At 70.5% G+C, this 25,275-nt stretch carries 21 protein-coding genes and 1 pseudogene; 14 read left to right on the top strand and 8 right to left on the bottom strand.

The genetic code is table 11. The features are described from left to right. Nucleotides 1–29: 29 nt before the first annotated feature. Nucleotides 30–1,760, bottom strand: a complete 1,731-nt coding sequence (locus tag AB0K60_RS01315) for a hypothetical protein (RefSeq protein ID WP_364047257.1) — start codon at nt 1,758–1,760, stop codon at nt 30–32. Nucleotides 1,761–2,306: 546 nt separating this feature from the next. Here AB0K60_RS01315 and AB0K60_RS01310 point away from each other — a divergent pair. Together AB0K60_RS01310 and AB0K60_RS01305 are read left to right on the top strand one after the other, a co-directional pair. Beyond that, on the top strand, nt 2,307–4,013 hold the full coding sequence (locus tag AB0K60_RS01310; protein WP_364047254.1) for a DUF6119 family protein: 1,707 nt from the start codon (nt 2,307–2,309) through the stop codon (nt 4,011–4,013). Nucleotides 4,014–4,277: 264 nt separating this feature from the next. Further along, a complete protein-coding gene (locus AB0K60_RS01305; protein ID WP_364047251.1) occupies nt 4,278–4,958 on the top strand; it encodes an SIMPL domain-containing protein in 681 nt (226 codons plus the stop codon). A 304-nt stretch (nt 4,959–5,262) separates the two neighbouring features. On the opposite strand, the gene AB0K60_RS01300 is transcribed toward AB0K60_RS01305, so the two are convergent. Continuing rightward, nucleotides 5,263–5,886 carry an NAD(P)H-binding protein gene (locus AB0K60_RS01300; protein ID WP_364047248.1) on the bottom strand — a complete coding sequence of 208 codons (624 nt, stop codon included), beginning with the start codon at nt 5,884–5,886 and terminating at the stop codon, nt 5,263–5,265. A gap of 145 nt (nt 5,887–6,031) precedes the next feature. On the opposite strand from AB0K60_RS01300, the gene AB0K60_RS01295 reads away from it, so the two are divergent. The 5 genes from AB0K60_RS01295 to AB0K60_RS01275 all read left to right on the top strand — a co-directional run bounded on the left by AB0K60_RS01295 (nt 6,032) and on the right by AB0K60_RS01275 (nt 8,691). Next, entirely contained in the window at nt 6,032–6,340 is a 309-nt protein-coding gene (locus tag AB0K60_RS01295) for a helix-turn-helix domain-containing protein (RefSeq protein WP_364047245.1), read from the top strand. A 132-nt stretch (nt 6,341–6,472) separates the two neighbouring features. Further along, nucleotides 6,473–6,838, top strand: a complete 366-nt coding sequence (locus tag AB0K60_RS01290) for a YciI family protein (protein ID WP_364047242.1) — start codon at nt 6,473–6,475, stop codon at nt 6,836–6,838. Then, complete coding sequence (locus tag AB0K60_RS01285) at nt 6,828–7,427, top strand: sigma-70 family RNA polymerase sigma factor (protein WP_364047239.1); 600 nt, start codon at nt 6,828–6,830, stop codon at nt 7,425–7,427. Before AB0K60_RS01290 ends, AB0K60_RS01285 begins: the two co-directional genes overlap by 11 nt. After that, nucleotides 7,424–7,669 (top strand): hypothetical protein, encoded by a 246-nt coding sequence (locus tag AB0K60_RS01280; protein ID WP_364047236.1) that lies wholly within the window; start codon nt 7,424–7,426, stop codon nt 7,667–7,669. Before AB0K60_RS01285 ends, AB0K60_RS01280 begins: the two co-directional genes overlap by 4 nt. 350 nt (nt 7,670–8,019) lie before the next feature. Next, nucleotides 8,020–8,691, top strand: a complete 672-nt coding sequence (locus tag AB0K60_RS01275) for a hemerythrin domain-containing protein (RefSeq protein ID WP_364047233.1) — start codon at nt 8,020–8,022, stop codon at nt 8,689–8,691. Between the two features lie 332 nt (nt 8,692–9,023). On the opposite strand, the gene hrpA is transcribed toward AB0K60_RS01275, so the two are convergent. Next, nucleotides 9,024–12,992 (bottom strand): ATP-dependent RNA helicase HrpA, encoded by a 3,969-nt coding sequence (hrpA, locus tag AB0K60_RS01270; protein WP_364047230.1) that lies wholly within the window; start codon nt 12,990–12,992, stop codon nt 9,024–9,026. 143 nt (nt 12,993–13,135) lie between these two features. Between hrpA and rpsL the strand changes: the two genes are divergently transcribed. The 3 genes from rpsL (at nt 13,136) to AB0K60_RS01255 (ending at nt 15,187) form a co-directional block, all read left to right on the top strand. Beyond that, on the top strand, nt 13,136–13,504 hold the full coding sequence (gene rpsL / locus AB0K60_RS01265) for a 30S ribosomal protein S12 (protein ID WP_364047227.1): 369 nt from the start codon (nt 13,136–13,138) through the stop codon (nt 13,502–13,504). 56 nt (nt 13,505–13,560) lie between these two features. After that, nucleotides 13,561–14,268 carry a helix-turn-helix domain-containing protein gene (locus tag AB0K60_RS01260; RefSeq protein ID WP_364047224.1) on the top strand — a complete coding sequence of 236 codons (708 nt, stop codon included), beginning with the start codon at nt 13,561–13,563 and terminating at the stop codon, nt 14,266–14,268. A 184-nt stretch (nt 14,269–14,452) separates the two neighbouring features. Continuing rightward, entirely contained in the window at nt 14,453–15,187 is a 735-nt protein-coding gene (locus tag AB0K60_RS01255; RefSeq protein ID WP_364047221.1) for a Mut7-C RNAse domain-containing protein, read from the top strand. Nucleotides 15,188–15,218: 31 nt separating this feature from the next. Here AB0K60_RS01255 and AB0K60_RS01250 read toward each other — a convergent pair whose 3' ends face one another. Then, on the bottom strand, nt 15,219–16,916 hold the full coding sequence (locus AB0K60_RS01250) for an IlvD/Edd family dehydratase (RefSeq protein ID WP_364047218.1): 1,698 nt from the start codon (nt 16,914–16,916) through the stop codon (nt 15,219–15,221). 110 nt (nt 16,917–17,026) lie between these two features. On the opposite strand from AB0K60_RS01250, the gene AB0K60_RS01245 reads away from it, so the two are divergent. The 3 genes from AB0K60_RS01245 to AB0K60_RS01235 all read left to right on the top strand — a co-directional run bounded on the left by AB0K60_RS01245 (nt 17,027) and on the right by AB0K60_RS01235 (nt 19,086). Beyond that, nucleotides 17,027–17,590: a YbaK/EbsC family protein gene (locus AB0K60_RS01245; protein WP_364047215.1), complete on the top strand. Its 564-nt coding sequence runs from the start codon at nt 17,027–17,029 to the stop codon at nt 17,588–17,590. Then, on the top strand, nt 17,587–18,030 hold the full coding sequence (locus AB0K60_RS01240) for a thioesterase family protein (RefSeq protein WP_364047212.1): 444 nt from the start codon (nt 17,587–17,589) through the stop codon (nt 18,028–18,030). The genes AB0K60_RS01245 and AB0K60_RS01240 overlap by 4 nt, the downstream gene beginning before the upstream one ends. 78 nt (nt 18,031–18,108) lie before the next feature. Beyond that, nucleotides 18,109–19,086, top strand: coding sequence for a siderophore-interacting protein (locus tag AB0K60_RS01235; RefSeq protein WP_364047209.1), 978 nt, complete (start codon nt 18,109–18,111; stop codon nt 19,084–19,086). Between the two features lie 46 nt (nt 19,087–19,132). Here the strand turns inward: AB0K60_RS01235 and AB0K60_RS01230 are convergent, their stop codons facing one another. The 4 genes and pseudogenes from AB0K60_RS01230 to AB0K60_RS01215 form a co-directional block, all read right to left on the bottom strand. After that, complete coding sequence (locus AB0K60_RS01230) at nt 19,133–20,173, bottom strand: LacI family DNA-binding transcriptional regulator (RefSeq protein ID WP_364047206.1); 1,041 nt, start codon at nt 20,171–20,173, stop codon at nt 19,133–19,135. 224 nt (nt 20,174–20,397) lie between these two features. Then, a pseudogene (locus AB0K60_RS01225) lies at nt 20,398–21,177 on the bottom strand (ATP-binding cassette domain-containing protein); the annotation flags it as partial. A gap of 122 nt (nt 21,178–21,299) precedes the next feature. Then, on the bottom strand, nt 21,300–22,319 hold the full coding sequence (locus AB0K60_RS01220) for an ABC transporter permease (RefSeq protein ID WP_364047203.1): 1,020 nt from the start codon (nt 22,317–22,319) through the stop codon (nt 21,300–21,302). A gap of 575 nt (nt 22,320–22,894) precedes the next feature. Further along, on the bottom strand, nt 22,895–23,953 hold the full coding sequence (locus AB0K60_RS01215) for a sugar ABC transporter substrate-binding protein (protein WP_364047200.1): 1,059 nt from the start codon (nt 23,951–23,953) through the stop codon (nt 22,895–22,897). Between the two features lie 175 nt (nt 23,954–24,128). On the opposite strand from AB0K60_RS01215, the gene AB0K60_RS01210 reads away from it, so the two are divergent. Beyond that, on the top strand, nt 24,129–25,148 hold the full coding sequence (locus tag AB0K60_RS01210; RefSeq protein WP_364047197.1) for a carbohydrate kinase: 1,020 nt from the start codon (nt 24,129–24,131) through the stop codon (nt 25,146–25,148). Nucleotides 25,149–25,275: the final 127 nt, after the last annotated feature.

Raw genomic sequence — 25,275 nt, 5'->3', positions numbered from 1 at the left:
CGGGGAGTTCGCCCTGGCCGGAGTTCTTCTTACGGGGTGGCAATCTGACTCCTGGGGGTGAGCATCATCGTTCCGTCGCCGAGGCCGGTCAGGATGATCCGGCCAAGCTCGTCTAGCGCGTCCAGTTCGGCCTGGGCCGTACGCCGCCGCCGGTCCATCTCGCGCAGCAGCGCGTCAAGACTAGTGACCTCCTCCGGCGGCAGGAGCGGGATCTCGATGTCCTCCAGCTTTCTGGCCCGTACGGCTCCCGCCGAGCGTTCGGTCGCGGGCGCGTGGCTGAGCAGCGCCGCGAGGACATGCGGGGTGAGTTGCCGCTCATTCCTGTGGATGCGCAGGACCCGGGCCGGGAACTCGGCCATCGAGTTCCCCTCGTGGTCGATGTGGACGGCCAGCCGGGGCGAAGTGGTCACGATGACGTCGCCCGGCCGGGTACGGCGTCGCCGCAGGCGGTCGGCGACACCTTTGTCCCCGCCCAGGACCCTGGTCCAGTCGACGCCCAGCCCTCGGTCCTCCCCGGTCAGCTCGGGAACACCGACGACCCGATATCTGCCGTGCTCTGTCATGGGGGACGAGGGCAGACCCCGGGATCCGTTGATCACGCGCAGGCCGCCGAGGTCGATCAGCTGGGCGATGGTCGCCGTGGTGCGCGGGCGGGTGCGCCGTTGCGAGAGGTTCCCGTGAATCGGGGACCGGTCGCGGAGCGCGAGCTGTGACAACTCGGCTTCTATGTGGTGCGCGCGAGCGATGCGAGCGGGCACCACCTCCAGCACCTGCCGAGCGCTCGGCCTCGGCTTCCGCACGAGGAAACCGCCCTGGCCGGCGTCCCCCGTCAACTCGGCGACCTGGACCGGCCAGGCGAGCTCGCGGGAGCGGGCGTCGGGGTTGTAGCCGGGGCGACGCCACGTCACCACATCTTCGATCAGGATTTTCGAGAGCTCGGGGGTCAGGGTCTGGTCGGAGATGTCCGCGACGAGAACCCGCTTCGACTGTTCGCCGCCGCGTCTGAGCACCCACAGCGCCGTCTCATAGCCGGGCCGGAACGGCACGAGCCCGCCCGGCAACCGGATGATCGCTTCGACCACGCCGCTCGCCAGGAGTTTGTCACGCAGGTTCGCGGCGTCGGACCGTGGTTTGAGCGGGCCGGTCAACGCGTCCGCCGGGCCGAGGATCACGGCCGTCGCGTCGAGCGGAAGCCGTACATAGACATCGTCGACCGCCTCCAGCGCGACGATCGGCGAGCGTTCCTCGCCGGGGCGGTAGGGGATCTGGGTGACCACGATTTCCGCGTTCTCGATGAGGTCGTCGCCGAGTGCGATCTCGTCGGGTTCCACGCCGCTGACGATCAGCCGACGTCGCAGCAGGCGCGACAGATAGGAGTCGGGATCGGTGGCGTGGAAACTCGGTAGGCATTCCTCCCCCAGTTGCCCGGCCACGGCCGCCAGCAGATCGCCCGGTCCGGCGGATGGATCGGCGACGGTGACGGAGATGGCGTGCGCGGCGTGCTCCGCCGCGCCCGACAAGCCTGCGATCATCTCGGCCAACTCGGGCTTGACGGCCTGGGCGTAGAGGTCGGCCGCCCCCAAACGTTCCCGCTGGGCCATGAACCACTCGAACGCCTGGCGAACGTCCCACGCGGCCTCGATGAGGCTGTCGGCCAGTGAGGCGAGGCCGTGCGCGTGCGAGACCTCGGACAGGAGAAACTCATCGTCGGGGTCGGCACTCCGGGCGCGCTCGTCAAGGTCATCCTCGCGAAGCGGCATGCCGTCCAGGTGATGGAGGCAAAGAAGAGCGGTGATCGACGCGAAGAGGTCCCGAGCCGGACGAGTCCGTCCCAGGCTCGCCAAGGTGTGAAGCGCGAGTTCGGCCTCAACCCGGCTCCTGTCGGCACGCCCGCTGGAGACCAACCAGTCGGCGATCTCACGGGCGACGAAGAGAGGCTGGGGGGTCGTCGTCGCGGGAGACGGAAAGTCCTTATGACGGCGGCGCCAGGTGGATACCGAGGGACGCCCAACGTTCGCCAGCCGGGCAATTTCCGGCATTGAGATCAGCAGCATCGCCGTCACCTCCTCTCCCGAACGGCCTAAGCCACCGTAGCGACTCGACGGCACGCCCCGCAGCGATTCAGCTGACAACCCGGGTTGTCGGCATCACCCATTGGTTTCCGATGGACACAGGCGCGTCAGGGCTGTCACTCTCGGCCTCACGATCATCTTTGGCTCGCAGACCCCACGAGGCCCCCTTGCGCCTCCCGCGGTCCTGCGTGCCTTTCCCGCAACCGTCAACGCTCTCGTTACGAGGAGACTCACATGAGCCCTTCCCTGGAGGAGAACGCCCAGGACGTCGCGGAGGCGAACGTCCCCCGTACCCGGCGCAGCACGCTGTACCTGCTGCAGGGCGTCGAACCCGACTTCGACGCCCTGCACCATGCCTTGAACCTGAGGTACCGGGACCAGCACAACTTCACGATTCGACAGGTCGCTGTCGGGGGCACGCGTTGCCTGCTGTACAGCGGAGTGATCAGCGGGGACCGCCCTCCCGAGTGGGTGGACACGGTCCAGCGGATTACCTCGGTCCGGCCCGACGTGCACAATCGGACCGCCGCCGGTGCGCTCCTCGTCCCCGTTGACAAAGAGGTGTTCGCCATCACTTTCGGGATGGGTCACCTTCTTCTCGACCACGCCCGCGTGACGCCCGGCTTCGGCTTCGGCTTCGCCGTCAGGGCCCTCATGCCGAGTGCCGTCCGTCAGGTGACCCGCAGCATGATGGACGCTCGCGGGCGTACCGATCGGAATTCGGCGGCACAGGACCAGCACATCCGCGCCTTCGCGATCGAGGAGTACGGCGAGGTGGTCAGCCGTCTCGCCGGCAAGCTGGGAGAGACCTCCCTCACCCTGAGCAAGGGGCGCAGGCAGTCCGTGCAGATCGCCGGCACCGACGCTCTCAAGATTCACCTGGCGACCGCGCCTCAGGAGTTGCTCTCCGACCTGTCCACGATCGGTCGCATCTCCGCCGAGGCGTCACCCGCACCCGAGTTCGACGCGATCGCCCGCGTCCGGCCGCTCAAGTCTGACGACGTCCGCCGCGAGGAGCTTGACCGGCGCCTCGACGACCTGCTGGGCAGTCCTGCGGACGGCAGCCTCGCCTTGACTCCGCCCACGGTCTGCCTGGACGAGATCGACGGCGCCGTCTCCTTCTGGGTCAAGATCGGTCCCCGGAGGCAGGCGATCGCCGACCTGGACCTGGACCACATCCTGAAGAAGACTTCCGCCCTGCAGGCGGGGAAGCGCCTGGCCTCGCTCGCCAAAGGCCACATCCAGCTCTGCAGGGACGAGGCGGGCAAGGACGTCGCCAGTGCCCAGATCGCGGCGCACAAGTGGCTGGCCGCCGAGGTCTCGCTCGGGACGAGTCGCTTCTTCTACCACGAGGGGCGGTGGTACGAGGTCGGCGACCGGCACCTGGAGAGCATCCGCCAACAGGTTCATGAACTGCTCACCACCCCTGCGGGAGTCTCGCTCATCGACTGGACCGCCGATCTGAAGGAGGAGAAGGACTACAACGAGGCGGCGGCCGCGGCGAGCGGCTTCGCTTGCATGGACAGGCGCCTCATCCACACCGAACAGCACCCGCGCGGATTCGAGTCGTGTGATCTGCTGGGCTTGGAGAACGAACTCATCCACATCAAGCGCGCCGCGTCCACCGCCCCGTTGAACCACCTCTTCGCCCAGGGCAGGGTCTCCGCCGACGCCCTTCGGCTGCACAGCTCGGCGCGTGCCGAGTTTCTCAGGGAGGTGCGCAAGCAGGCTCCCGGCCATCCGATCACGGATGACTTCATGCCCAAGAAGGTGATCTATGGGATCTCCCTCAAGAACGGCACGCCTCTCACGGTCAAGAACCTGTTCACCTTCGCGCAGGTGTCGCTCCTGCAGGCCGCCGTGGCGCTCCGCGGCGTCGGCATCGACGTCGCGGTGGTGAACATCCCCACGGTGTCACGACTCAGCCGCGGAGGTATTTGACGAGTTACGTCATGGCGCCGAGCATGCCGACGACCACCAGACGGTCGCCGGGCCAGCAGAGGCGGCCGAGGTTCCGCTGAATGAGATCGAGGTGTCGTCGCGGACGATGGCTATCACCATCGCTCGTCGGGTACCGGCACCTCGATCTCGCTGAGGCGGCGGCCCACGGCCAGGGAGGCGGCCCGACGGTGTAGATCACTCCGCCGTGTTCGCGGAAGCGACCTAGAGTGGGCCCGACGCCTGAGGACGACCGACGGGAGCGACATGACCGAGCGAGCCGAGCCTGTGGTCCGTGTGCGTGGGGAAACCACGCTCGAAGTGGAGCCCGAGATCGCCCGGCTGACCGTCGTGGTCCGGGCGCAGGACAAGAACCGGCGGCGGACGCTGGAGTCGCTCACCGAACGCAACCAGGCGTGCCTGGACCTCATCGGGCGCTACGGAGACGCCGTCGAGGACGTGGATACCTCCGCGGTGGCGGTCGTTCCGGAGCTGCGCGAGGGGCGTGGGGAGAGGGTCAGGGCCTACCACGGCGGCGTACGAATCCGGGTCACCGTCCGGGACTTCGGGGTGCTCGGCGAGTTGGTCACCCTGCTCGGCGACGAGGAGCTGACCACCGTGGAGGGTCCGCGCTGGGAGCTTAGACCCGGATCCGGGGTATACGACCAGGCAGCCGAGCAGGCCGTGCACGCCGCGCTGGCCAAGGCGAAGACGTACGCGCGGACCCTCGGCACGGAGATCACCGGGGTGGTGGAGATCGCCGACGCAGGGCTCAGCAGCACGCCGACCCCGGGCGACTACGCCCTGGCGCCCACCGCGATGGCGTTCCAGCGGGCGAGTGCCTTCGACGCGGGCGGGCCACCCGCGATCGCCCTGGAGCCGGAGACCATCCAGGTCCACGCCGTCGTGGAGGCCACGTTCCGGCTGGCCCCGCCCACGTCCTTGTAACGGCCGGGAAAGATGCAGGTCGCGCCCGCGTGGAGAGACCTCGGCCGATGACATTCCCACATGACGCAAGTTATCTTCGACGAAATGGGAACGTCGGTGCCGGACCTTCTTCCGCTCTTCCGCTCTCAACTCCAAGCCCGTCTCCTCGCCGAGGTGTACCTCGCCGCGGGCCAAGAGTCGTCGAAGTCGATCACATGTAACGAATCAGCCGGCGTGGCCGAGTCCGGCTACGCGAGCATGAGGACGGCCCGGACCGGGTGGTGTGCCGGGCGGGCCGTCGGGCGAGGGGTGTCGCCCGGTGGGGTCAGTAGGCGAGGGTGATGCGGCGGCGGATCGCCTCGCCCTTCTCCATGACGTCGAGCAGGCCGATGGCGAAGTCCTCGGCGCTGATCCGGCTGTTGCCTTCGGCGTCGAAGAGGACCTGGTCACCGCCCAGGCGGTAGTCGCCGGTGCGCTCCCCCGGTTCGATGAGGTTCGCGGGTGAGATGTAGGTCCAATCCAGGTCGCCGGCCTGGTCGCGAATGACGCCGAGCAGTTCCGCTTGGGCGAGAGCCTCTTTCTTCCACTCCTGGGGGAACTCGGGGTGGTCGACTAGGCGCAACCCCAGGGCGACCTCCAGGCTGCCCGCGCCGCCGACGATGACCAGGCGGCGTACTCCCGCGCGGCGCATGCCGTCGAGCACGCCGCGGCCGCTCTCCAGCAGGCCGGATGTCGGGTCCGACCCGTCACGCGGCGGGGTGATCGACAGGACGACGGCGTCGTGGCCGGCGGCGAGTCGGGCGATCGCGTCGGCGTCCTTGGCCTGCGCGGCCTGGGTGCCCTCCGAGCCGCTGCGGGTGACACCGGTGACCTCGTGGCCCCGGCTCCTCGCCTCGGCCGCGATCCGGCTTCCGATCATGCCGGTGGCTCCGAGCAGCAGAATCTTCAAGGCTGACCTCCTGTACGAGATGTCGAAGCAGCGACCTCGCCAGGACGGTATCCGTTGGATACTGGTTACTTCAACGTGCCATTGATACCCTGAGGAAACTATGAACAAAGGCGACCTTTTCGATCCAAACTGCCCCACTCGCCTGGTGTTGGATCGCATCGGCGACAAGTGGTCGGCGCTGGTCATGCTGACCCTGCTGAACGGGCCGCGCCGCTTCACCGAGATCCGTGACAGGATCGGCGGCGTGACCCCCAAGGTGCTCACCCAGACCCTGCGTGCCATGGCCCGCGACGGGTTGCTCACCCGCCGCGTCCATGCCGAGGTGCCGCCCCGCGTCGAGTACGAGCTGACCCCGCTGGGCCGGTCGCTGGAGGCGCCGATCCGGGCGATCGCCGTGTGGGCCGAGGAGAACGTCGACGAGGTGATGGCCGCCCGAGCCGCCGCCGACGCGTGACCGCACGCCCGGGTGACGCTTGCCAGGGGCGACCGCGGGGGATGCGTCCGGTGTCGTACCGCTGGTGCAGAATCTAGCGGCGGGTGCGCGGGCCGTGCCCTTGGCGCTGCCCTGAGCAGGGAGGACTGTGCGGTGAAGTATCTGATGCTGATCTATGGCAACGAGGAGATATGGAACGGCCAGGGGCCGGAGGAGCTGGCGAAGCTCATCGACGAGGTGGACGGGTTCAACGAGGCCCTGCGCGCGTCCGGCGAGCTCCTTGAGTCCGAGGGGCTGATTCCCCGGGCCAGGTCGGTGCGGTCGAAGGGCGGCGATGTGGTGATCACCGACGGGCCGTACATCGAGGCCAAGGAGTTCGTCGGGTCCTACTTCGTGGTCGAGGTGGACGGGGAGGAGCGGGCGCTGGAGATCGCGCGGAGCTATCCGGGGATACGGCACGGCGGCGGCCTGGAGATGTGGCCGCTGATGGGGCGCGGCTGGGCCAGCGGTGCGGAGTGACGAGCCGGTCGAGGAGCTGCTGAGGTCGCTGGCGTCTCAGGTCCTCGGTTCGCTGGTACGGCGGTACGGGGACTTCGCCCGGTGCGAGGACGCGGTGCAGGAGGCACTGATCGCCGCCGCTCAGGCCTGGCCGCGGGACGGCGTACCCGAGCATCCGCTGGGCTGGCTCAACAAGGTCGCCGCGAATCGGTACGTCGACCAGGTCCGGGCCGACAGCGCGCGGGAGCGCCGGGAGCGGGCCGAGGCGGAGGCGATGCCGCGTGACGCGCTGCTCGCGCCGCCGCCGGACGCCGAGGAGCCCCGGGACGACCTGCTGGAGCTGCTGTTCCTGTGCTGCCACCCGGCGCTGACCGTGCCGTCGCAGCTCGCGCTCACGCTGCGGGCGGTGGCCGGGCTGACCACCGGCGAGATCGCGGCGTGCTTCCTGGTGCCGGAGAAGACGATGGGGCAGCGCATCTCGCGGGCCAAGCAGCGGCTGCGGGAGGCGGGGGCGCGGTTTGAGCTGCCTCCCGACCCCGAGCGGGGGCCGCGGCTGGGGGTGGTGCTGCACGTGCTGTCGCGGGCGGCGGCACGCTGCTGCGGCAGGTGATCGCGGCCGGTCTCCTGGACGAGCTGGAGCTGCACATCGTCCCCGTCGTGCTCGGCTCGGGGATGCGCTTCCTCGACGACGCCCTCGGCCTCGGCGACAAGGAGGGTCTCGAACTCACGCCCACGCGGGTCATCCACACGCCCGAGGTCACGCACATCCGCTACACCGTCAACGGGCGGGCCGCCCTGGTGCTCGACGACCGGGGCAGCGGAAAGTCCCTGAGCGAGATCGGCATGGCGTAACGTCGCCGAACGCCACATCCCGCTCGGACCGCCGCGGCGCCGGGGAGACGCGTACTGCATCTTCCCGGCGCCGCGCGGCATTTTCCCGTCGCCGCCGGCGCGGCGCGCGATCGCCGCTCGGGGCGCGCAGTCGCCGCGAGGTCTCCTCCCCTGGGCGAGGGAGCTGGCCGGCCAGGCCGACGGGAGTGACCTCCTGCATGCCTCGCACTCCTGGGCGGGGGGCGATGCCGGCCCGCCCCGCCCTGGAACTCGCCGCGCCCGATCGCGCCAGAACAATCACGCTACACTTTGTCCGTTATGTCCATATAGTTACGGACATGCGGGGTAGCGGGGTCGCGAGGAGGACCATCATGCCTACTGATGTCATCGGCTTGATCACCGCCGACCACCGTGACGTTGAATCTCTTTTCAAGCAGATTAAGGCGCATCCGGAGAACCGCCCCGCGCTGTTCGCCGAGGCGTGCGCCAAGTTCCTCGCCCATTCCGTGGCGGAGGAGGAGAGGGTTTACCCGCAAATCGCCAGGCTTGCCCCCGACCAGAGGGAGGAGGTCGAGCACGGTGCCGAGGAGCACCACAAGGCCGAGGAGATCCTCTTCCAGCTTCAGAAAGTCGACCCCGACAGCCCGGAGTTCGAGCAGGGGCTGATGCAGCTTGTCGAGGCCGTGAACGAGCATGTCCAGGAGGAGGAGAGCAGGGTCCTGCCCCTCCTGGCGAAAGCCGCCCCGCAGGAGTTGCTGATGGAGCTGGGCCGTACCTTCAGCGAGGGGAAGGCCGAGGTCCTGCGTAACCCGAGCGCCGTGACCCCGGCCAAGCTCAAGCAGAACGCCAAGCACAAGAGCCGGCCCGCCAAGCCCAAGGACACCGGGAAGTCCAAGGGCTCCGGGCAGGCCAAGGGCGGCCATGCCGGCGCAGACCTCTCCAAGGAAGAGCTCTACGAGAAGGCCAAGCAGGCCGACATTCCCGGCCGCTCCCAGATGAGCAAGGACGAGCTGGCCAAGGCCGTCGAGAAGGGCAAGCACTGATCGTCGATCCTCGCCGCGTCCGCACGACCAGGCGGTCTCCAGGATTCGTTCCGGAAACTCGGCGAGGACCTGCCGATGGAAAATCGGCCACCTGATCGCGCCGACGGGCGTCGCGTCGCCCGAGCGCTTCCATACCTCGGCACGATCGCCCACGTCACGTGGCCTGTACCCGAGCTCGCCGCCGCTGAGGCCGCGAACGGGAAGGGCTAGGGCGTTCGTCCGGGGGCGCGGTCCGCACCGCTCGGCCGGGAGGGTCCGAGCGGTGCGACCGTTGCCACGCCGGTGACCCCCGTGCCGTGGGCCGCCGTGCGCCGGTGGCAGGACCGGGGGCGCTAGCCGGTGAGCTGGTCCATCGCCTTGCGGATGCGCTTTTCGGAGATCGGGTACGGCGTGCCGAGCGTCTGGGCGAAGAAGCTGACCCGCAGTTCCTCGATCATCCAGCGGATGCGCACGACCGCCTCGTCGGTACGGCGGGCCGGAGGCAGCTTTTCGAGAAGATCGTGGTAGTCGTCCTCGATGGCGTGGATCGCGTCCATGCGATCGCGGTCCCGGTAGGGGTCGTCGGGGAGCTTTTCGAGGCGGCGGTCGATGGCGCGGACGTACCGGAGCAGGTCGGCGAGCCGGGGCTGCCCGGTCTCGGTGATGAAGCCGGGGTGGACCAGGGCCTCCAACCGGTCCTTCATGTCGTCGAGCGCCGGGGCGAGCAGGGGCGCGGGAGCGGTCGCGGTCATGGATTCGAGGCGGGTGACCGCGGCGTGCCAGGCCGCCAGGATGTGCTCTGACCTGGTGACGACGTCGAGCGTGGTGTCGTAGAGCTCGGCGCGTACGTGGTCGTGGAGGCGGGCGAAGTCGCCGGCGTTCCAGGCCACTCCCCCGGCGTCAGCCATGAGTTTGTCGGCGGCGCAGGTGACGCAGTCGTCGAACAGGGCCGCCGCGCCGCCGTGGGGGCCGCGGCTGAGGGCGAGTTTCTGCTGGTTGGTGAGCCCGGCGAGGATCTGTTTGGCCGGGGAGGTGGTGTTGAGCAGCAGGAGGCGGCGGGTGCCGGCCCACATCGCGGAAAGCTGCTCGGTCTCGGTCTCGAACATGCGGATCGCGACGCTGTCGCCCTCGTCGACGAGCGCCGGGTACGCCTTCATGCGGCCCTGTTCGAAGAGGCGCGGCAGCTCGCCGAAGTCCCAGCGGCGCAGGCCGCGCCGTTCCAGGTCCTGCCCGGCCTTGGCGAGGTGGGCGCGGAGTTTCGGGGCGAGGCGGCGTTTGAGGGCGTCGAGGTCCTTGTCCTCGGCGATCGTGCGTTTGCGCTCGTCGATCACCCGGTACGTCATGCGCAGGTGGTCGGGGACGGCGTCGAGGTTCCACGCCTCGCGGGGCACGGTGACGCCGGTGAGCCGCAGCAGTTCGCGTTCGAGCACGTCGAGGACGGGTTCGCGGCCGGGGACGATGCCGTCGCGTGCGGCCCGTTCCAGCACCGCCTTGGCGAAGTTGGGGGCGGGGACGAAGTTGCGGCGCAGTTGCTTGGGCAGTGAGCGGATCAGGGCGGTGAGGAGTTCCTCGCGCAGGCCGGGGATCTGCCAGTCGAAGCCCTCCGAGCCGATCTGGTTGAGCACCTGCAGCGGTACGTGCACGGTGACGCCGTCGGCGTCGGCGCCCGGCTCGAACTGGTAGGTGAGGTGCATGCGCTGGCCGTTTTGCCGCCACACGTCCGGATAGTCGCGGGCGCTGATGTCGGCGCCCTCGTTGACGAGCATCTCCGGGGTGAAGGTGAGCAGGTCGGGGGTGGCGTGCCGGGCCTTCTTCCACCAGGCGTCGAAGTGGCGGCCGGACACCACCTCGGCCGGGACGCGCTTGTCGTAGAAGTCGAACAGCGTCTCGTCGTCGACGAGGATGTCGCGGCGGCGGGCGCGGTTCTCCAGCTCCTCGACGTCCTCCAGGAGCTTGCGGTTCTCGCGCAGGAACTTGTGGTGGGTGTTCCAGTCGCCCTCGACGAGCGCGTGCCGGATGAACAGCTCGCGGCACAGCTCCGGGTCGATGCGGCCGTAGTTGACCTTGCGCTGGGCCACGATGGGCACGCCGTACAGGGTGACCTTCTCGTAGGCCATCACCGCGGCCTGGTCCTTCTCCCAGTGCGGCTCGCTGTAGGTGCGTTTGACCAGGTGCTGGGCGAGCGGCTCGACCCACTCCGGCTCGATCTTGGCGTTGATGCGCGCCCACAGCCGGGAGGTCTCCACGAGCTCGGCCGACATCACCCAGCGCGGCGGCTTCTTGAACAGCGCCGATCCGGGGAAGATGGCGAACCGGGCGTTGCGGGCACCGATGTACTCGCGGATGGCGCGGCGCGCGCCCGGCCCCTCGTCCTTGCGGTCGACGTCCATGACGCCGATGTGCGACAGCAGGCCCGCGAGCAGCGAGACGTGGATTCGGTACGGATCCGCCGGCTCGTCGGACCGCTCCCCCAGCGAGATGCCGAGGGTGAGCGCGACCTGGCGGAGCTGGCTGTAGATGTCCTGCCACTCCCGCACCCGCAGGTAGTTGAGGAACTCGGCGCGGCACATGCGGCGGAACTGGCTGGAGGACAACTCCTTCTGCTTGGCCCGCAGGTAATCCCACAGCCGCAGATAGGTGAGGAAGTCCGACTCCTTGTCGCGGAAGCGGTTGTGCCTCTCGTCGGCGGCCTGCTGCTTGTCGGCGGGGCGTTCGCGCGGGTCCTGGATGGACAGCGCGGCGGCGATCACCATGACCTCGCGTACGCAGCCGTTCTTGTCGGCCTCCACGACCATGCGGGCGAGCCGGGGGTCCACCGGAAGCTGGGCGATCTTGCGGCCGAGCGGGGTGATGCGGCGCTCGGCGTCGAACGCGCCCAGCTCCATCAGCAGGTTGACGCCGTCGCGTACCTGCCGCTGGTCGGGGGCCTCGACGAACGGGAACGCGGCGATGTCGCCGAGCCCGAGCGTGGTCATCTGCAGGATGACGGAGGCGAGGTTGGTACGCAGGATCTCCGGGTCGGTGAACTCGGGGCGGCCGAGGAAGTCCTCCTCGGAGTAGAGGCGGATGCAGATGCCGTCGGAGGTGCGTCCGCAGCGGCCCTTGCGCTGGTTCGCCGACGCCTGGGAGATCGCCTCGATGGGCAGCCGCTGCACCTTGAGGCGGTGGCTGTAGCGGGAGATGCGGGCGGTGCCGGGGTCGATGACGTACTTGATGCCGGGGACGGTGAGGGACGTCTCGGCCACGTTGGTGGCGAGCACGATGCGGCGGCCCCGGTGCGGCTGGAAGACGCGGTGCTGCTCGGCGGCCGACAGGCGGGCGTACAGGGGGAGGATCTCGGCGTCGTCGCGTTTGGCGAGCGCCTCGGCGGTGTCGCGGATCTCGCGCTCGCCGGAGAGGAAGACCAGGATGTCGCCGGGGCCCTCGGCGCACAACTCGTCGACCGCGTCGGCGATCGCCTGGATCTGGTCGCGGTCCTCGTCGGCGTCCTCATTGATGGGCCGGTAGCGCACCTCGACCGGGTACATGCGGCCGGAGACCTCGATGATCGGGGCGCCGCCGAAGTGGCGGGAGAAGCGCTCGGGGTCGATCGTCGCCGAGGTGATGATCACCTTGAGGTCGAGGCGCTTGGGCAGGAGCTGCTTGAGGTAGCCGAGGATGAAGTCGATGTTGAGGCTGCGCTCGTGCGCCTCGTCGATGATGAGCGTGTCGTACGCCGACAGCAGCCGGTCCTGCTGCATCTCGGCGAGCAGGATGCCGTCGGTCATGACCTTGACCAGGGTGCCGTCGGAGACCTGGTCGGTGAAGCGCACCTTGTAGCCGACGGCCTCGCCGAGCGGGGTGTCGAGTTCCTCGGCGATGCGCTCGGCGACGGTGCGGGCGGCGATGCGGCGCGGCTGGGTGTGCCCGACGACGCCGGAGACGCCGCGGCCCAGCTCAAGGCAGATCTTGGGGATCTGGGTGGTCTTGCCGGACCCGGTCTCGCCCGCGATGATCACGACCTGGTGGTCGCGGACGGCGGCGAGGATCTCGTCCTTCTTCTGGCTGACCGGGAGCCGCTCGGGATAGGTGATCGCGGGTACGGCCGCGCGACGTGCGGCGACGCGGAGCTCGGCGGCCTCGATGTCGGCGGCGATCTGCTCGGCGATGGCCTGGCGGGCGGCGGCGTCGCGCACCTTGCGGGCACCTTCGAGGCGACGGCGCAGGCGGCGCTGGTCGCGCAGCATGAGGTCGCTGAGACGGGCGTGCAGGTCGGCGAACGGGGACCGCGGCCCCCGAGACGATGACGACCTCGACGACGGCCGTGGCGATGACGTTTTCATTCCACAGCAAGGATAGGCAACCCCCCGCACCCCGACGCCAACCCTTTATCGCCGCCCCCTGTCGCAGCAGGCCCGGGAAACCCGGTGGCGTGCGGCTGCATCGCCCATTATCCTGAACGCGCATTAAGGAAAAAGGGAGAGCGATGCCTACCATCCAGCAGCTCGTCCGCAAGGGCCGTAAGCGACGCGTCCGCACGACCAAGTCGCCCGCCCTGGCGGGCGCCCCGATGCGTCAGGGCGTGTGCACGCGCGTCTACACGACGACTCCGAAGAAGCCGAACTCGGCGCTGCGCAAGGTCGCCCGCGTGCGCTTCTCCGACGGCACCGAGGTCACCGCGTACGTGCCCGGGGAACGTCACAACCTGCAGGAACACTCGATCGTGCTGGTGCGCGGCGGACGGGTGAAGGACCTGCCCGGCGTCCGCTACAAGATCGTCAGAGGGACGCGCGACGCCCAGGGCGTCAAGGATCGCAAGCAGGCGCGGAGCAAGTACGGCACGCGGAAGTCCTGAGCCGGGGGCGTCGTCGCGCTCCGCCGCGTCCGATGCGGGCAAGTAGGCTGCTGGGCGTGGCAGGGGTGAAGGGCCAGGTTCAGCGTCGCGGGGTCGAGCGGCGGAAGGCCATCATCGACGCCGCGATCGAGCTGTTCTCGCGCCAGGGGTACCGGGGCACGGGCATCTCCGCGGTCGCCGAGGCGGCCGGGGTCACCGCGCCTGCCGTACTCCACCACTTCGGCAGCAAGGAGCGACTGCTGGAAGCAGTGATCAACGAGATCGACCGGCGGGCCCTGGAGCGGGTGGCCGAGTACGCCGGGCTCGACCCGCTGTCGGCGTTGCAGGCGATCGTGCGCGACGTCGAGTTCACCGTCGCCGCGCCCGGACCCGCGCGGCTGTACACGGTTTTGGAGGCGGAGAACCTCGAACCGGACGATCCGCTCAACGAGACGTTCCGCACCCGTAGTCGGCAGTTGCGGCACCATCTGGGCCTGCTGCTGCGGGACGGGGTCGAGGCGGGGCAGATCAGGGCGGACGTGGACACCGATCTGATCGCGCAGGAGATCGTCGCCTTCCTTGAGGGCTCCCAGTTGATGTGGCTGCTCGACCCGGAGGTGGATCTGGTCGGGCTGTGCCGCTCCTACATCGACGGGGTGGTCATGCGGATCGCCGCCGACGCCGGGTCGGGTTCGGCGGCGAAGGGTTCCGCTGTGGGGGTCGGCGGTGAGGAGCTCGGCGGTGGGGGCTCGGCGGTGGGGGCTCGGCGGCCACCGGAGGCGTGAAGACGAAGCGGGGGCCCTCGCCGTAGCCGGTGCCAAGGCGATGACGCCGCCGTGGTACTCGACGATCCCCTTGCAGAGGGCGCGACCGATTCCGGTGCCGTCATAGGCGTCCCGGCCGTGCAGGTTATCCACAGGCCCGGATTACGAGAGGCGAACAGGCGGCTACGCTTGGCATGCTGGGGGCATGGACGAGGAGAAGATCCGGATCGAGGTGGACCCCGAGCTGTGGCTCTTCCTGCTCCCCGGCAACCGGGGACGGGAGCTGACCGTCACCTCCGACGACACGGCGTCGCTGGGCCACGTGATCGAATCGGTCGGCATTCCGCTGCCCGAGGTGGGCCCCGTCGAGGTCGACGGCCGTCGCGCCGGGCACGAGTACCGGCCCCGGCCGGGCGAGCGGATCCGGATCCTCCCCGTGGAACGGCCCCAGGCCGTACCGATCGATCCGCCGATCTTCCTGCTCGACGTGCACCTGGGCACGCTCGCCCGGCGCCTGCGCCTGGTCGGCGTGGACACCGCCTACGGCAACGACCTCGACGACGACACACTCATCGAGATCGCCAACGCCGAGCGCCGGATCCTGCTCACGCAGGACCGCGGCCTGCTGCGCCGCCGCACCCTGTGGCTGGGCGCGCACGTGCGCAGCCAGAACCCCGACGACCAGCTCGTCGACGTGCTGACGCGCTTCGCCCCGCCGCTCGCCCCCTGGACGCGCTGTACGGCCTGCAACGCCCCGCTCGAAGCGGTCGGCAAGAGCGAGGTGGAGTCCCTGCTGGAGGCGGGCACGTCGCGCACCTACGACGTCTTCGCCCGCTGCTCATCCTGCGAACGCGTCTACTGGCGCGGCGCCCACCACCGCCACCTGCAGGAGATCGTCGAACGAGCCACCACCGTCGTGGCCTCCACCGCCGCCTCCTGACCGGTCCGGGCCCCGCGATCACGGAACGCGATCAGTGGGAGTGGCGGGGAACCTCGCGGCCCCGGACGCCGGTGAGGAAGTCCAGGTCGGCGCCCTTATCGGCCTGGGTGACGTGCTCGACGTACAGGGACTCGTAGCCGCCCTTGGGGGTCCAGGCGGGAGGTGCCGGGGTGCGGCGGGCGAGTTCGTCGTCCGGGACCTCCAGGCGGAGCAGGCGGCGCTCGACGTCGAGGGTGATCTCGTCGCCGGTGCGGACGAGGGCGAGCGGGCCGCCGACGGCGGACTCGGGGGCGACGTGCAGCACGACGGTGCCGTAGGCGGTGCCGCTCATCCGCGCGTCGCTGATTCGGACCACGTCGCGCACGCCGCGTTCGAGCAGTTTGGCCGGGAGCGGCATGTTGCCGACCTCGGGCATGCCGGGGTAGCCGCGGGGGCCGCAGCCGCGCATGACCATGACGGTGTTCTCGTCGACGTCGAGGTCGGGGTCGTCGAGGCGGTGGTGCAGTTCCTCGGGCGACTCGAACACGATCGCCCGGCCCCGGTGGGACAGCAGGTGCGGGCTCGCCGCGGCGGGCTTGATGATCGCGCCGTCGGGGGCGAGGTTGCCCCGCAGTACGGCGATGCCCGCGGCGGGCCGGAGCGGGTCGGACGCCGGGCGGATCACGCCGGGGTCGGTGATCTCGGCCGTCTCCAGGCCCTCGACGAGGGGGCGGCCGAGCACGTTGATCGCCTCGTGGTCGAGCCGGTCGGAGATCTCGCGCAGCACGGCGCGCAGCCCGCCGGCGCGGAAGAAGTCCTCCATCAGGTGCGTCCCGGCCGGTTGCAGGTCCACCAGCAGCGGCACGTCGTGGAAGGGGTCCACGTCGTCGAGCGACAGCGGCGCCCCGACCCGCCCGGCGATGGCGAGCAGGTGCACGACCGCGTTGGTGGAGCCGCCGATCGCCGCCAGCGCGGCCAGCGCGTTGCGGAACGAGCCGTGCGTGAGGATGCGGCTCGGCGTGAGATCCTCGGCGACCATCGCCACGATGCGCCGCCCGGCCAGGTGCGACAGTTGCAGCAGGCGGCTGTCGGGCGCGGGGATGCCCGCGTTGCCGGGCATGGTCATGCCGAGCGCCTCGGTCACGCACGCCATCGTGGAGGCGGTGCCCATCGTGTTGCAGTGCCCACGGCTGCGGATCATCGCCGACTCGGCCCGCTGGAAGTCCTCGGGGCTGAGCGTCCCGGCGCGTACCTCCTCCGACAGCCGCCACACGTCGGTGCCGCAGCCGAGGGGGCGGCCCCGCCAGGTGCCGTTGAGCATCGGGCCGCCGGCGACGACCAGGGCGGGCAGGTCCACCGAGCAGGCGCCCATGAGCAGCGCGGGGATGGTCTTGTCGCAGCCGCCGAGCAGCACCACCCCGTCGACCGGGTTGGCGCGGATCATCTCCTCGACGGCCATCGCGGCGAGGTTGCGGTACAGCATGGCCGTGGGCCGCATCTGCGTCTCGCCCATGCTGGGCACGGGCATCTCCAGCGGCACGCCGCCGGCCTCCCAGACGCCCCGGGCGACGTGCTCGGCGACCTCTTTGAGGTGGCTGTTGCACGGGCTGAGGTCCGACCAGGTGGTGCAGATGGCGATGTGCGGCTTGCCGTCGAAGGCGTCGTCGGGCAGTCCCCGCCGCATCCAGGCCCGATGGATGAAACCGTTCCGATCCTGCCCGCCGTACCAGGCCTGCGACCGCACCGCCATACTTCCCCCTGCACCGAAAGAGAACGTCTCGCCTATTTGTATCGTTCTCTGGGGAAACCGGACAGCCCACGGTTGACAGATCAATTCGGGGATTAGGAAACTCCCTAAACATGACTACAGAGCCGAACGCCGCCGACGAGCCGGACGCCTATGAGCGGCTGATCACGCTGCTGGACGAGGCCGGAGCCAGGTACCGCGTCATCGACCACGAGCCCGAGGGGCGCACCGAGCTCGTCAGCGTCCTGCGCGGCAACCCGATCGAGCGGGCGGCCAAATGCCTCATCGCGATGATCAAGATAGGGAAGAAGCAGACGCGCTACGCGCTCGCGGTGGTGTCCGGCGACCGCCGGGTGGATCTTCAGGAGCTCAAGACCCTGTACGGCGGCACCTACGTGGCGTTCGCCTCCGCGGACCGGGCCGAGGCGCTGGCCGGGAGCGTCAGCGGCACGATCCTGCCCTTCAGTTTCCATCCCGACCTCGAACTCGTCGCGGACCCGGCCCTGCTGGAGCACGAGACGATCTTCTTCAACGCCGCACGGCTCGACCGCTCCCTGGAACTGCACACCGCCGACTACGTACGGCTCGCCGCCCCGCGCGTCCACCCGGTCGCCCAGCCCCTCGCTCAGCCCCTCACCCAGCCCCTCACCCAGCCAGTCGCGAAGGAGCCGGTGTGACCACCGAGACGTCCTGGCCCCCGGCCGCCCTCGCCCCGGGCTTGACGCACACCGCCCGGCTGACCGTCGACGACGGGCTGACCGTGCCCGCCGTCTCCCCCGCGTTCGGCAACTTCGCCGACATGCCGCGCGTCTTCGCCACCGCCTACCTGGTGGCGTTCGTCGAGTCGGCCTGCGTCGCGGCGATCACGCCGTACCTGCCGGAGGGACACAAGACGGTCGGCACCCACGTGGACCTGAGCCACGTCGCCGCCACCCCGCCCGGCATGACCGTCACCGCCGAGGTGCGTCTCGTCGAGCTGGACGGACGGCGGCTGCGCTTCGCCGTCACCTGCCGCGACGAGCGGGACGTGATCGGGACCGGGCACCACGAGCGGCACCTCATCGACACCGCGCGGTTCGAACGGCGGGTCGCGGCGAAGGCCGCCGGTTCCGCCTGACGGCACCCGGGTTGCTTATTTAGGTTAGGCAAAGCTAACTTTTACCGGGAAGAGAACAGCCGACCCGGAAGCAGGCACATGGCCAGCACGCGCACCCACACCCAGGACGTGGAGATCCAGCCGTACACGACCTTTCACGTGGAGGTCGCCCGCACCGAGCGGCTCAGCCCGAACTTCCTGCGGGTCACCTTCACCGGCGACGCGCTGGACCGCTTCGCCGACAACGGCGCCGACCAGCGCATCAAGCTGGTCGTCCCGCTGCCCGGCACCGGCCTCGCCGACTTCCCCGACGGCCCCGACTGGTACGGCCGGTGGCGAGCGCTGCCCGACGAGCGCCGCAACCCCCTGCGCACCTACACCGTCCGCGCCGTACGGCAGGACCTGCGCGAACTCGACGTCGACTTCGTGCTGCACGGCGACGGCGGCCCCGCCTCCCGCTGGGCGAACGCCGCCCGCCCCGGCACCCCGGCGGCGGTCGTCGGCCCCGACGCCCGCCACCCCGGGCCCCATGGCGGCCGGGAGTGGACGCCTCCGCCGGACGCCTCCCGGCTGCTGCTCGCCGGCGACGAGACCGCCGTACCCGCGATCTGCGCCATCGCCGAATCGCTGAGCGGGGACGTCCCCGCCACGATCCTGCTGGAGGTGCCGCAGGCCGAGGACATCCTCGACCTGCGCACCCGCCCCGGCGTCGAGATCACCTGGCTGCCCAGGGACGGAGCCGCCCACGGCGACGCCCTCATCCCGGCCGTACGCGAGGCGACCGGCGCACCGGCCCGCACCATGGCCTCGAACCCTGCCACGAACCCAGCCGTGAACCCTGCCGTGAACCCTGCCGAGACGGGCGACCTCAACGACATCGACGTGGACCGCGACCTGCTGTGGGAGGTCCCCGACCCGACCGCAGCCGCCGCGTGCGACGGCCTGTACGCCTGGCTCGCCGGCGAGGCCGCCATGGTCAAGACCCTCCGCCGTCACCTGGTCCAGCAGGTCGGCGTGGACCGCCGCGCGGTCGCCTTCATGGGCTACTGGCGCCTCGGCCGCGCCGAAGCCAACTGACCCTCCCTCCCGGGCCCTCTTGGGCCCTCTTGAACCCCGGCCGCGGTCAGGATGACGAAGCGGCGTCGGGCGGCGGAGGGAGTTCTCCGGAGCCGCGGGGGATGAGGCGGGCGGGAAGTTTCACGGTGCGGGCGCGACTGCGTTCCCCGGAGAGGCGGGAGATCGCCATCTGGGCGGCGGCGACGCCGAGGTGGGTGGCGTCCTGGGCGAGCACGGTGATGGCGGGGTCGAAGGCGTCGGCGAGGTCGAAGTCGTCGAAGCCGACCAGGGCGAGGTCGCGGCGGCGGGTGCGGGACAGGGCCTTGAGCGCGCCCATGCAGGCGAAGTTGTTGGCCGCGAAGATCGCGGTGGGGGGCGTCGGGCGGGCGATCAGGTCGAGGGCGGCGGCGGCGAACTCCTGGGGGTGGTGGCCGTGGGCGACCATGCGGGGGTCGAACGGGAGACCGGCGTCCTCCAGGGCCGCGCGGTAGCCGCGGAGGCGTTCCTGGCGGGTGTAGAGGTTGTGCGGCAGGTCGCCGAGGAAGGCGATGCGGCGGTGGCCGTGCCGGATCAGGTGGGCCACGCCCTCGCGGGCCGCGGCGAAGTTCTCGGTCACGGCGCAGTCGGCGGTCATCCGTACCGGGGGGCGGTCGATGAAGACGATCGGCATGCCGCGGCGGCGTTCGGGGCGCAGGTAGGCGTGGTCGCCCGAGGCGACCGGGACGATCAGCACGGCGGCGGCCTGACGGTCCAGGAACGAGGTGACCAGCAGGCGTTCGCGGTCGGGCCGCTCGTCGGAGGAGCCCACGATGAGGGTGAGCCCGTGCTCGCGGATGACGCTCTCCACCCCGGCGGCCACCGAGGCGAAGAACGGGTTGGCCAGCTCGGGGATGACCAGCGCCACCGCCTGGTCGCGGGCACCCGCACGCATGTGCCTGGCCAGGACGTTCGGCCGGAAGCCGAGCGTGTCGACGACTCTGAGCACGCGCTCCCGGGTCTCGGGGCTGATGCGGGGCTCGTCGTTGAGCGCCCGGGAGACGGTTTTGATGCTGACCCCGGCCTCCCGGGCGACGTCCTTCAGCGTGGGGCGCGGCACGTGCGGTTTCATTGGCGGCGATGTTACGGCCTGTCGCCTCCGGATAAGCGGGGAGGCTCGCCCTCCCCGTCTTCGGGGCCGGGCCCGTGCTCCTCGGCGTCCCGCCGGGATAAGCGCTCGTCCTGCAGCCCCTCGGGCCGGTGCCGTTCGGTGTGTTGGCCGGGCTCCCTGCCGGAGGAGCCGACGCCTGCCGCGCCCGCCGCGCCCGCGTCCACGACGACCGTTCGGCCCGGATCGGCCTCGTCGACGCGGAGCGCGCCCGTCATGACCGCGACGACCTCGGACATGTCGCGTTCGCGCGGGTTCACCACCGCCACGCGGCGGCCCAGGCGCTGTACGTGGATCCGGTCGGCGATCTCGAACACCTGGGGCATGTTGTGGCTGATCAGCACCACGGGCAGGCCGCGGTCGCGGACCCGCCGGATCAGGTCGAGCACCTGGCCGGACTCCCGGACGCCGAGCGCGGCGGTCGGCTCGTCCATGATCACCACGTGCCGGGCCCAGGCGGCGGCGCGGGCCACCGCGACGCCCTGCCGCTGGCCGCCGGAGAGGTTCTCCACGGCCTGGGTGAGCGAGCGCAGGCCGATCTTCAGCTCGTCCATGTGGCGGGCGGCCTGCTCGCGCATGGCCTTCTTGTCGAGCATGCGGAAGATCGTGCCCAGGGGGCCGCGGCGCCGTACCTCGCGGCCGAGGAAGAGGTTGGCGGCGATGTCCAGGGCGGGGGCGACGGCGAGGTCCTGGTAGACGGTCTCGATGCCGGCGCGGCGGGCGTCCAGCGGGGTGCGGAAGTGCACGCGGCGGCCGTCGAGCAGGATCTCGCCCTCGTCCGGCTGGAGCGCGCCGGTCAGCGCCTTGATCAGGGTGGACTTGCCGGCGCCGTTGTCGCCGATGACGGCGAGCACCTCGCCGGGCAGCAGGTCGAAGTCGGCGCCGTCCAGGGCCGTGACGTGGCCGTAGCGCTTGACCAGGCCGCGCGCCGAGAGCACGGGCCGGGGACCGGCGGCCGGGTCCCGCAGCGGATCGGCGGCCCGGTTCTGCGCCGGATCGCGCGCCGGATCGCGCACGGGATCGAGCGTGGAGCCTCGGACGGAGTGATCGGACGCCCGGACCGTCGTCGGGTCCTGGGAGGGATCGAAGGTCACGTCGCCCTCCTGCGGGAGATCTGGTCGACGGTCACGGCCAGGATCACCAGGATGCCGGTGATGAGGATCTGATAGATCGACGGTACGCCGATGAGCTGCAGGCCGTTGCGGATCACGCCGACGATGAGCGCGCCGAGCAGGGTGCCGAGCACCACGCCGCGTCCGCCGAACAGGCTGGTGCCGCCCAGGACGACGGCGGTGATGCTGTCGAGGTTGTCGGTCTGCCCGGCCTGCGGGTCGCCGACGCCGGTGCGGGCCACCAGCAGCACTCCGGCGATGCCGTACACGAGCCCGGCGACGGCGTAGACCGACAGCAGCACCCGGTTCACCCGGATGCCGGTCAGTCTGGCCGCCTCGGGGTTGTTGCCCACCGCGTACACGTGCCGGCCCCAGGCGGTCTGCCCGAGAATGTACGCGAACAGCAGGAACAGCGCGATCGCCAGCACCGAGCCGTACGTGACGTCGGTGTCGCCGACGCCGAACGTCGAGCCGAGCGCCAGCATCTCGTCCGGCAGGCCGGTGACGGTCTGCTCCTGGGAGTACACGTGCGTCAGCGCGAAGGCGATGTTCAGCATGCCGAGCGTCACGATGAACGGCGGCAGCGGCACCCGGGTCACCAGCAGCCCGTTGGCGAGGCCGAAGAGGGTGCAGACGGCGAGCCCGGCGGCGACGGCGACCGGCGGCGGGAGGCCGTTGTCCACCGCCAGCCTCGTCATCACGATCGTGCCGAACGCCATGATCGCGCCGCAGGACAGGTCGATGCCGGCGGTGAGGATGATCAGCGTCTGGCCGATGGCGAGCGTGCCGACCACCATCACCTGCTGGATGATGAGCGAGAAGTTCGCGCCGGTCAGGAACCGGTCGGTGTTGAGGGCGAAGAACGCGCAGGCCAGGATGAGGGCCGCCAGCGGGCCCGCGATGGACCCGCCCGGTATCCCACCCGGGATCCTGCGGCGCGGCGAGGTCGCGGACCGGCCGGAAGGTGCCTTGGGCGGCGCCTGCGCCGGTGTGGTCATCGGGAACCTCCGGGGAAACTCTCGACATCAGGCGAGGGGGGAATCGGATCCTCCGCGGAGCTGGGCGGGGACCATTCGATCGCCGCCGAGGCGATCGCGGGCGCCACGTGCGGCGCCCGCGCCGTGTTCGCGCTCGCCTTTCCGGCGATCACCAGGCGTGGAGGGGCCGCCGCCGGGCCGGCGGGATGTGCAGCCGGTGGAGGCCGCATAGGACCGGTCACTGTCGCTCCTTGAGGAGTGGTGGCGAGGGCCGTCGCCCGTGAAGCGGGGAGGTCCGGCCCGCGAGAGCGGGAATCCCCTCGTTCACGAAGGGGAGGAAGTCAACGGCCGCTCCTTCCCTGGAGACCTCGGGCTTCCGCCCTGGCGTAGCAGGCGAACCCACCGCGTGGCGGCACGGGATCGTCGGTCCGTCGCCAGGGCGGAGTGACGTCGTGATCGGACGCCGGCGGGCGAGCCGGAATCCGCCGGGCCGGCGGACCCGTTCACCCTCCCCGTGTCGGCGCTTCGTACGGTGGGCCCTGCCGGTTCGCGGAGGATCGGTGGCCTTGCGACGCGGCGAGGGCCGGGCCGTACGGTCAGCCCCAGCAGTTGTCCAGCCCGAACTGCACGTCCTTGGACTCCACGCCGTCCACCGGCTTCGCGGCGATGAGCGTGACGCCGGTGTCGGTGTAGCCGGAGGCCTTCGTGCCGTTCTGAGCGAACTCGACGACCGCGTTCACGCCTTGCTCGGCCATCTTCAGCGGGTACTGCTGCGAGGTCGCGGCGATCTGCCCGCTCTGCACCGCCCGGACGCCCGTGCAGCCGCCGTCGACCGACACGATCATGACGTCCTTCTCCTTGCCCGCGGCCTTGAGCGCCGTGTACGCGCCGAGGGCGGCGGGCTCGTTGATGGTGTAGACGAGGTTGATGCCGGGGTCCTTCTGCAGGCAGTTCTCCATCGCCGTCTGGCCCTTGGCCTGGTCGCCCGCGGTGTCCTGGCTGCACACCACGCGCGGGTCGGTGAGCTGCTGCTTGGCGTTCTGGTCGATGCCGGGCACGCCGAAGCCGGACAGGAAGCCGTTGTGCCGCAGCACGCCGACGGTGATGCCGGGCGCGAGGTCCAGCGTGGCGATCTTTGCCTGCCGGCCGGCGAACGCGGCGGCGGCGTACTTGCCGATCAGCACCCCGGCCTGGAAGTTGTCGGTGGCGAACAGCGCGTCGGCGCCGTCCTGCGGGTCGGTGGGGGTGTCGAGCGCGATGACGAGCACTCCCTTGTCGCGGGCCCGCTGGATGACGGGGACGATCGCCTTGGTGTCGCTCGGCGTGATCAGGATGCCCTTCACGCCGGCGGCGACCATGTTCTCGATCGCGGTGACCTGGCTCGCGTTGTCGCCGTCGAATTTGCCCGCCGCCGTCATGAGTTCGACGCCCTTGGCCTCGGCGGCCTTCTGCGCGCCCTCCTTCATCTTGACGAAGAACGGGTTGGTCTCGGTCTTGGTGATCAGGCCGACCCGGATCGGGCCGCCGGACACCGACGACGAGGTGGATGTCGAGTCGTTCGAGCCGCCGCAGGCGCTCAGTGCGAGCGCGGCCGAGACGAGAACGGACGCGAGGGGAACGATTCCGCCCCGCTTTGGGCGATGGTTGACGTGCATCTGATTTCTCCTGCCGACTTGCCGTCCGCCTCCGCTCAGACGCGTTGCGCTAACGTTGTCACGCGATAACGTTGTCGCATTTTCTCCACAGTGATCTGGATCACAATGGAGCGTCAATACGCAGACTTTAACTAGTGGGTAACAGTCGGGGTGAAAGATCGCTGGAGGGAAAAGCATGATCGTCGTCTGCGGTGAGGCCCTGATCGACCTCGTGCCCACGGGGGAGCCGGACACCTATCGCGCGGTCCCGGGCGGCGGTCCGGCCAACACCGCGGTCGCCCTCTCCCGTCTCGGCACGCCCGCGCGCCTGCTGTGCCGGCTGTCCGGGGACGGCTTCGGCCGGCGGCTCCGCGATCATCTGGTCGCCAGCGGCGTCGATCTCTCGCTCGCCGTCGAGGCGGCCGAGCCGACCACGGCCGCGGTGGTGGGCCTGGACAACTCCGGCGGCGCCGCGTACCAGTTCTATGTGCAGGGGACGGCCGACTGGCAGTGGGCCCCGGCGGAACTGCCCGCCGAGCTGCCGCCCGGCACCCGCGCCCTCCATTTCGGCACGCTCGCCTCGATCCTGCCGCCCGGCGCGGAGGTGCTGCGCGCCTGGGCCGCCGCCCAGCGCGAGCACGCCACGGTCGTGTACGACGTGAACGTGCGCCCGGTCCTGCTCCCCGACAGGGCCCGCTACCGCGCCGCCGTCGACCCCTGGCTGAAGGCCGCCCACGTGGTCAAGGCGAGCGACGACGATCTCGCCTGGCTGTACCCGGAGCGGGACCCCCTCGACACCGCCCGCGCCTGGATCGGCGACCACGGCCTCGCCGTGGTGCTGCTCACCTGCGGCGCGGAGGGCGCGGTCGCGGTGACGCCGAGCGGCCCGCCGGTGCGGGTCCCCGGCTTCCCGGTGAAGGTCGTGGACACGGTGGGCGCCGGGGACACCTTCACCGGCGCGCTGCTGCACGCCCTGGCCGCCCGCGGCGCCCTCCCGGACCGCACCGCCGAATCGGGATCGTCCGCGGGCCCGGACCAGGTCTCCGCGAGCCCCGGCCCTGAATTCGCCTCCCGGTCCGACCTGGCCGACGCCCTGCGCTTCGCGGTGGCGGCGGCGGCGATCACCTGCACGCGCGCAGGGGCGGTCCCGCCCACGCGGGCGGAGGTCGACGGGTTCCTGCGCGACCACGAAGCGCTTGACGGCGACGGCAGGTGAGCTGAGGGCGCGCTCAAGGCGGAAGCGCGTACGGAAATGGCGATGGTAGGAGGCGCTGGGCGCGGTCGCCGGCCCGTGTGTGACGACCTGGGTGAGGACTCGCGGCCACATGGACCAGTGGCCGCAG

The sequence above is a fragment of the Thermopolyspora sp. NPDC052614 genome, assembly GCF_040678635.1.
In the GTDB taxonomy this organism is placed as follows: Bacteria; Actinomycetota; Actinomycetes; order Streptosporangiales; family Streptosporangiaceae; genus Thermopolyspora.
Note: the sequence above shows the minus strand (reverse complement) of the source record. Positions and strands in the feature narration are given on the sequence as shown.

Bases quoted from the DNA above. Each gene is read 5' to 3' on its own strand.
- AB0K60_RS01215 (WP_364047200.1), bottom strand. From the start codon at position 23,953: ATGCACGTCAACCATCGCCCAAAGCGGGGCGGAATCGTTCCCCTCGCG.
- AB0K60_RS01305 (WP_364047251.1), top strand. From the start codon at position 4,278: ATGACCGAGCGAGCCGAGCCTGTGGTCCGTGTGCGTGGGGAAACCACG.
- AB0K60_RS01275 (WP_364047233.1), top strand. From the start codon at position 8,020: ATGCCTACTGATGTCATCGGCTTGATCACCGCCGACCACCGTGACGTT.
- AB0K60_RS01250 (WP_364047218.1), bottom strand. From the start codon at position 16,916: ATGGCGGTGCGGTCGCAGGCCTGGTACGGCGGGCAGGATCGGAACGGT.
- AB0K60_RS01255 (WP_364047221.1), top strand. From the start codon at position 14,453: ATGGACGAGGAGAAGATCCGGATCGAGGTGGACCCCGAGCTGTGGCTC.
- AB0K60_RS01210 (WP_364047197.1), top strand. From the start codon at position 24,129: ATGATCGTCGTCTGCGGTGAGGCCCTGATCGACCTCGTGCCCACGGGG.
- AB0K60_RS01245 (WP_364047215.1), top strand. From the start codon at position 17,027: ATGACTACAGAGCCGAACGCCGCCGACGAGCCGGACGCCTATGAGCGG.
- AB0K60_RS01235 (WP_364047209.1), top strand. From the start codon at position 18,109: ATGGCCAGCACGCGCACCCACACCCAGGACGTGGAGATCCAGCCGTAC.
- rpsL (WP_364047227.1), top strand. From the start codon at position 13,136: ATGCCTACCATCCAGCAGCTCGTCCGCAAGGGCCGTAAGCGACGCGTC.
- hrpA (WP_364047230.1), bottom strand. From the start codon at position 12,992: ATGAAAACGTCATCGCCACGGCCGTCGTCGAGGTCGTCATCGTCTCGG.
- AB0K60_RS01220 (WP_364047203.1), bottom strand. From the start codon at position 22,319: ATGACCACACCGGCGCAGGCGCCGCCCAAGGCACCTTCCGGCCGGTCC.
- AB0K60_RS01310 (WP_364047254.1), top strand. From the start codon at position 2,307: ATGAGCCCTTCCCTGGAGGAGAACGCCCAGGACGTCGCGGAGGCGAAC.
- AB0K60_RS01315 (WP_364047257.1), bottom strand. From the start codon at position 1,760: ATGCCGCTTCGCGAGGATGACCTTGACGAGCGCGCCCGGAGTGCCGAC.
- AB0K60_RS01230 (WP_364047206.1), bottom strand. From the start codon at position 20,173: ATGAAACCGCACGTGCCGCGCCCCACGCTGAAGGACGTCGCCCGGGAG.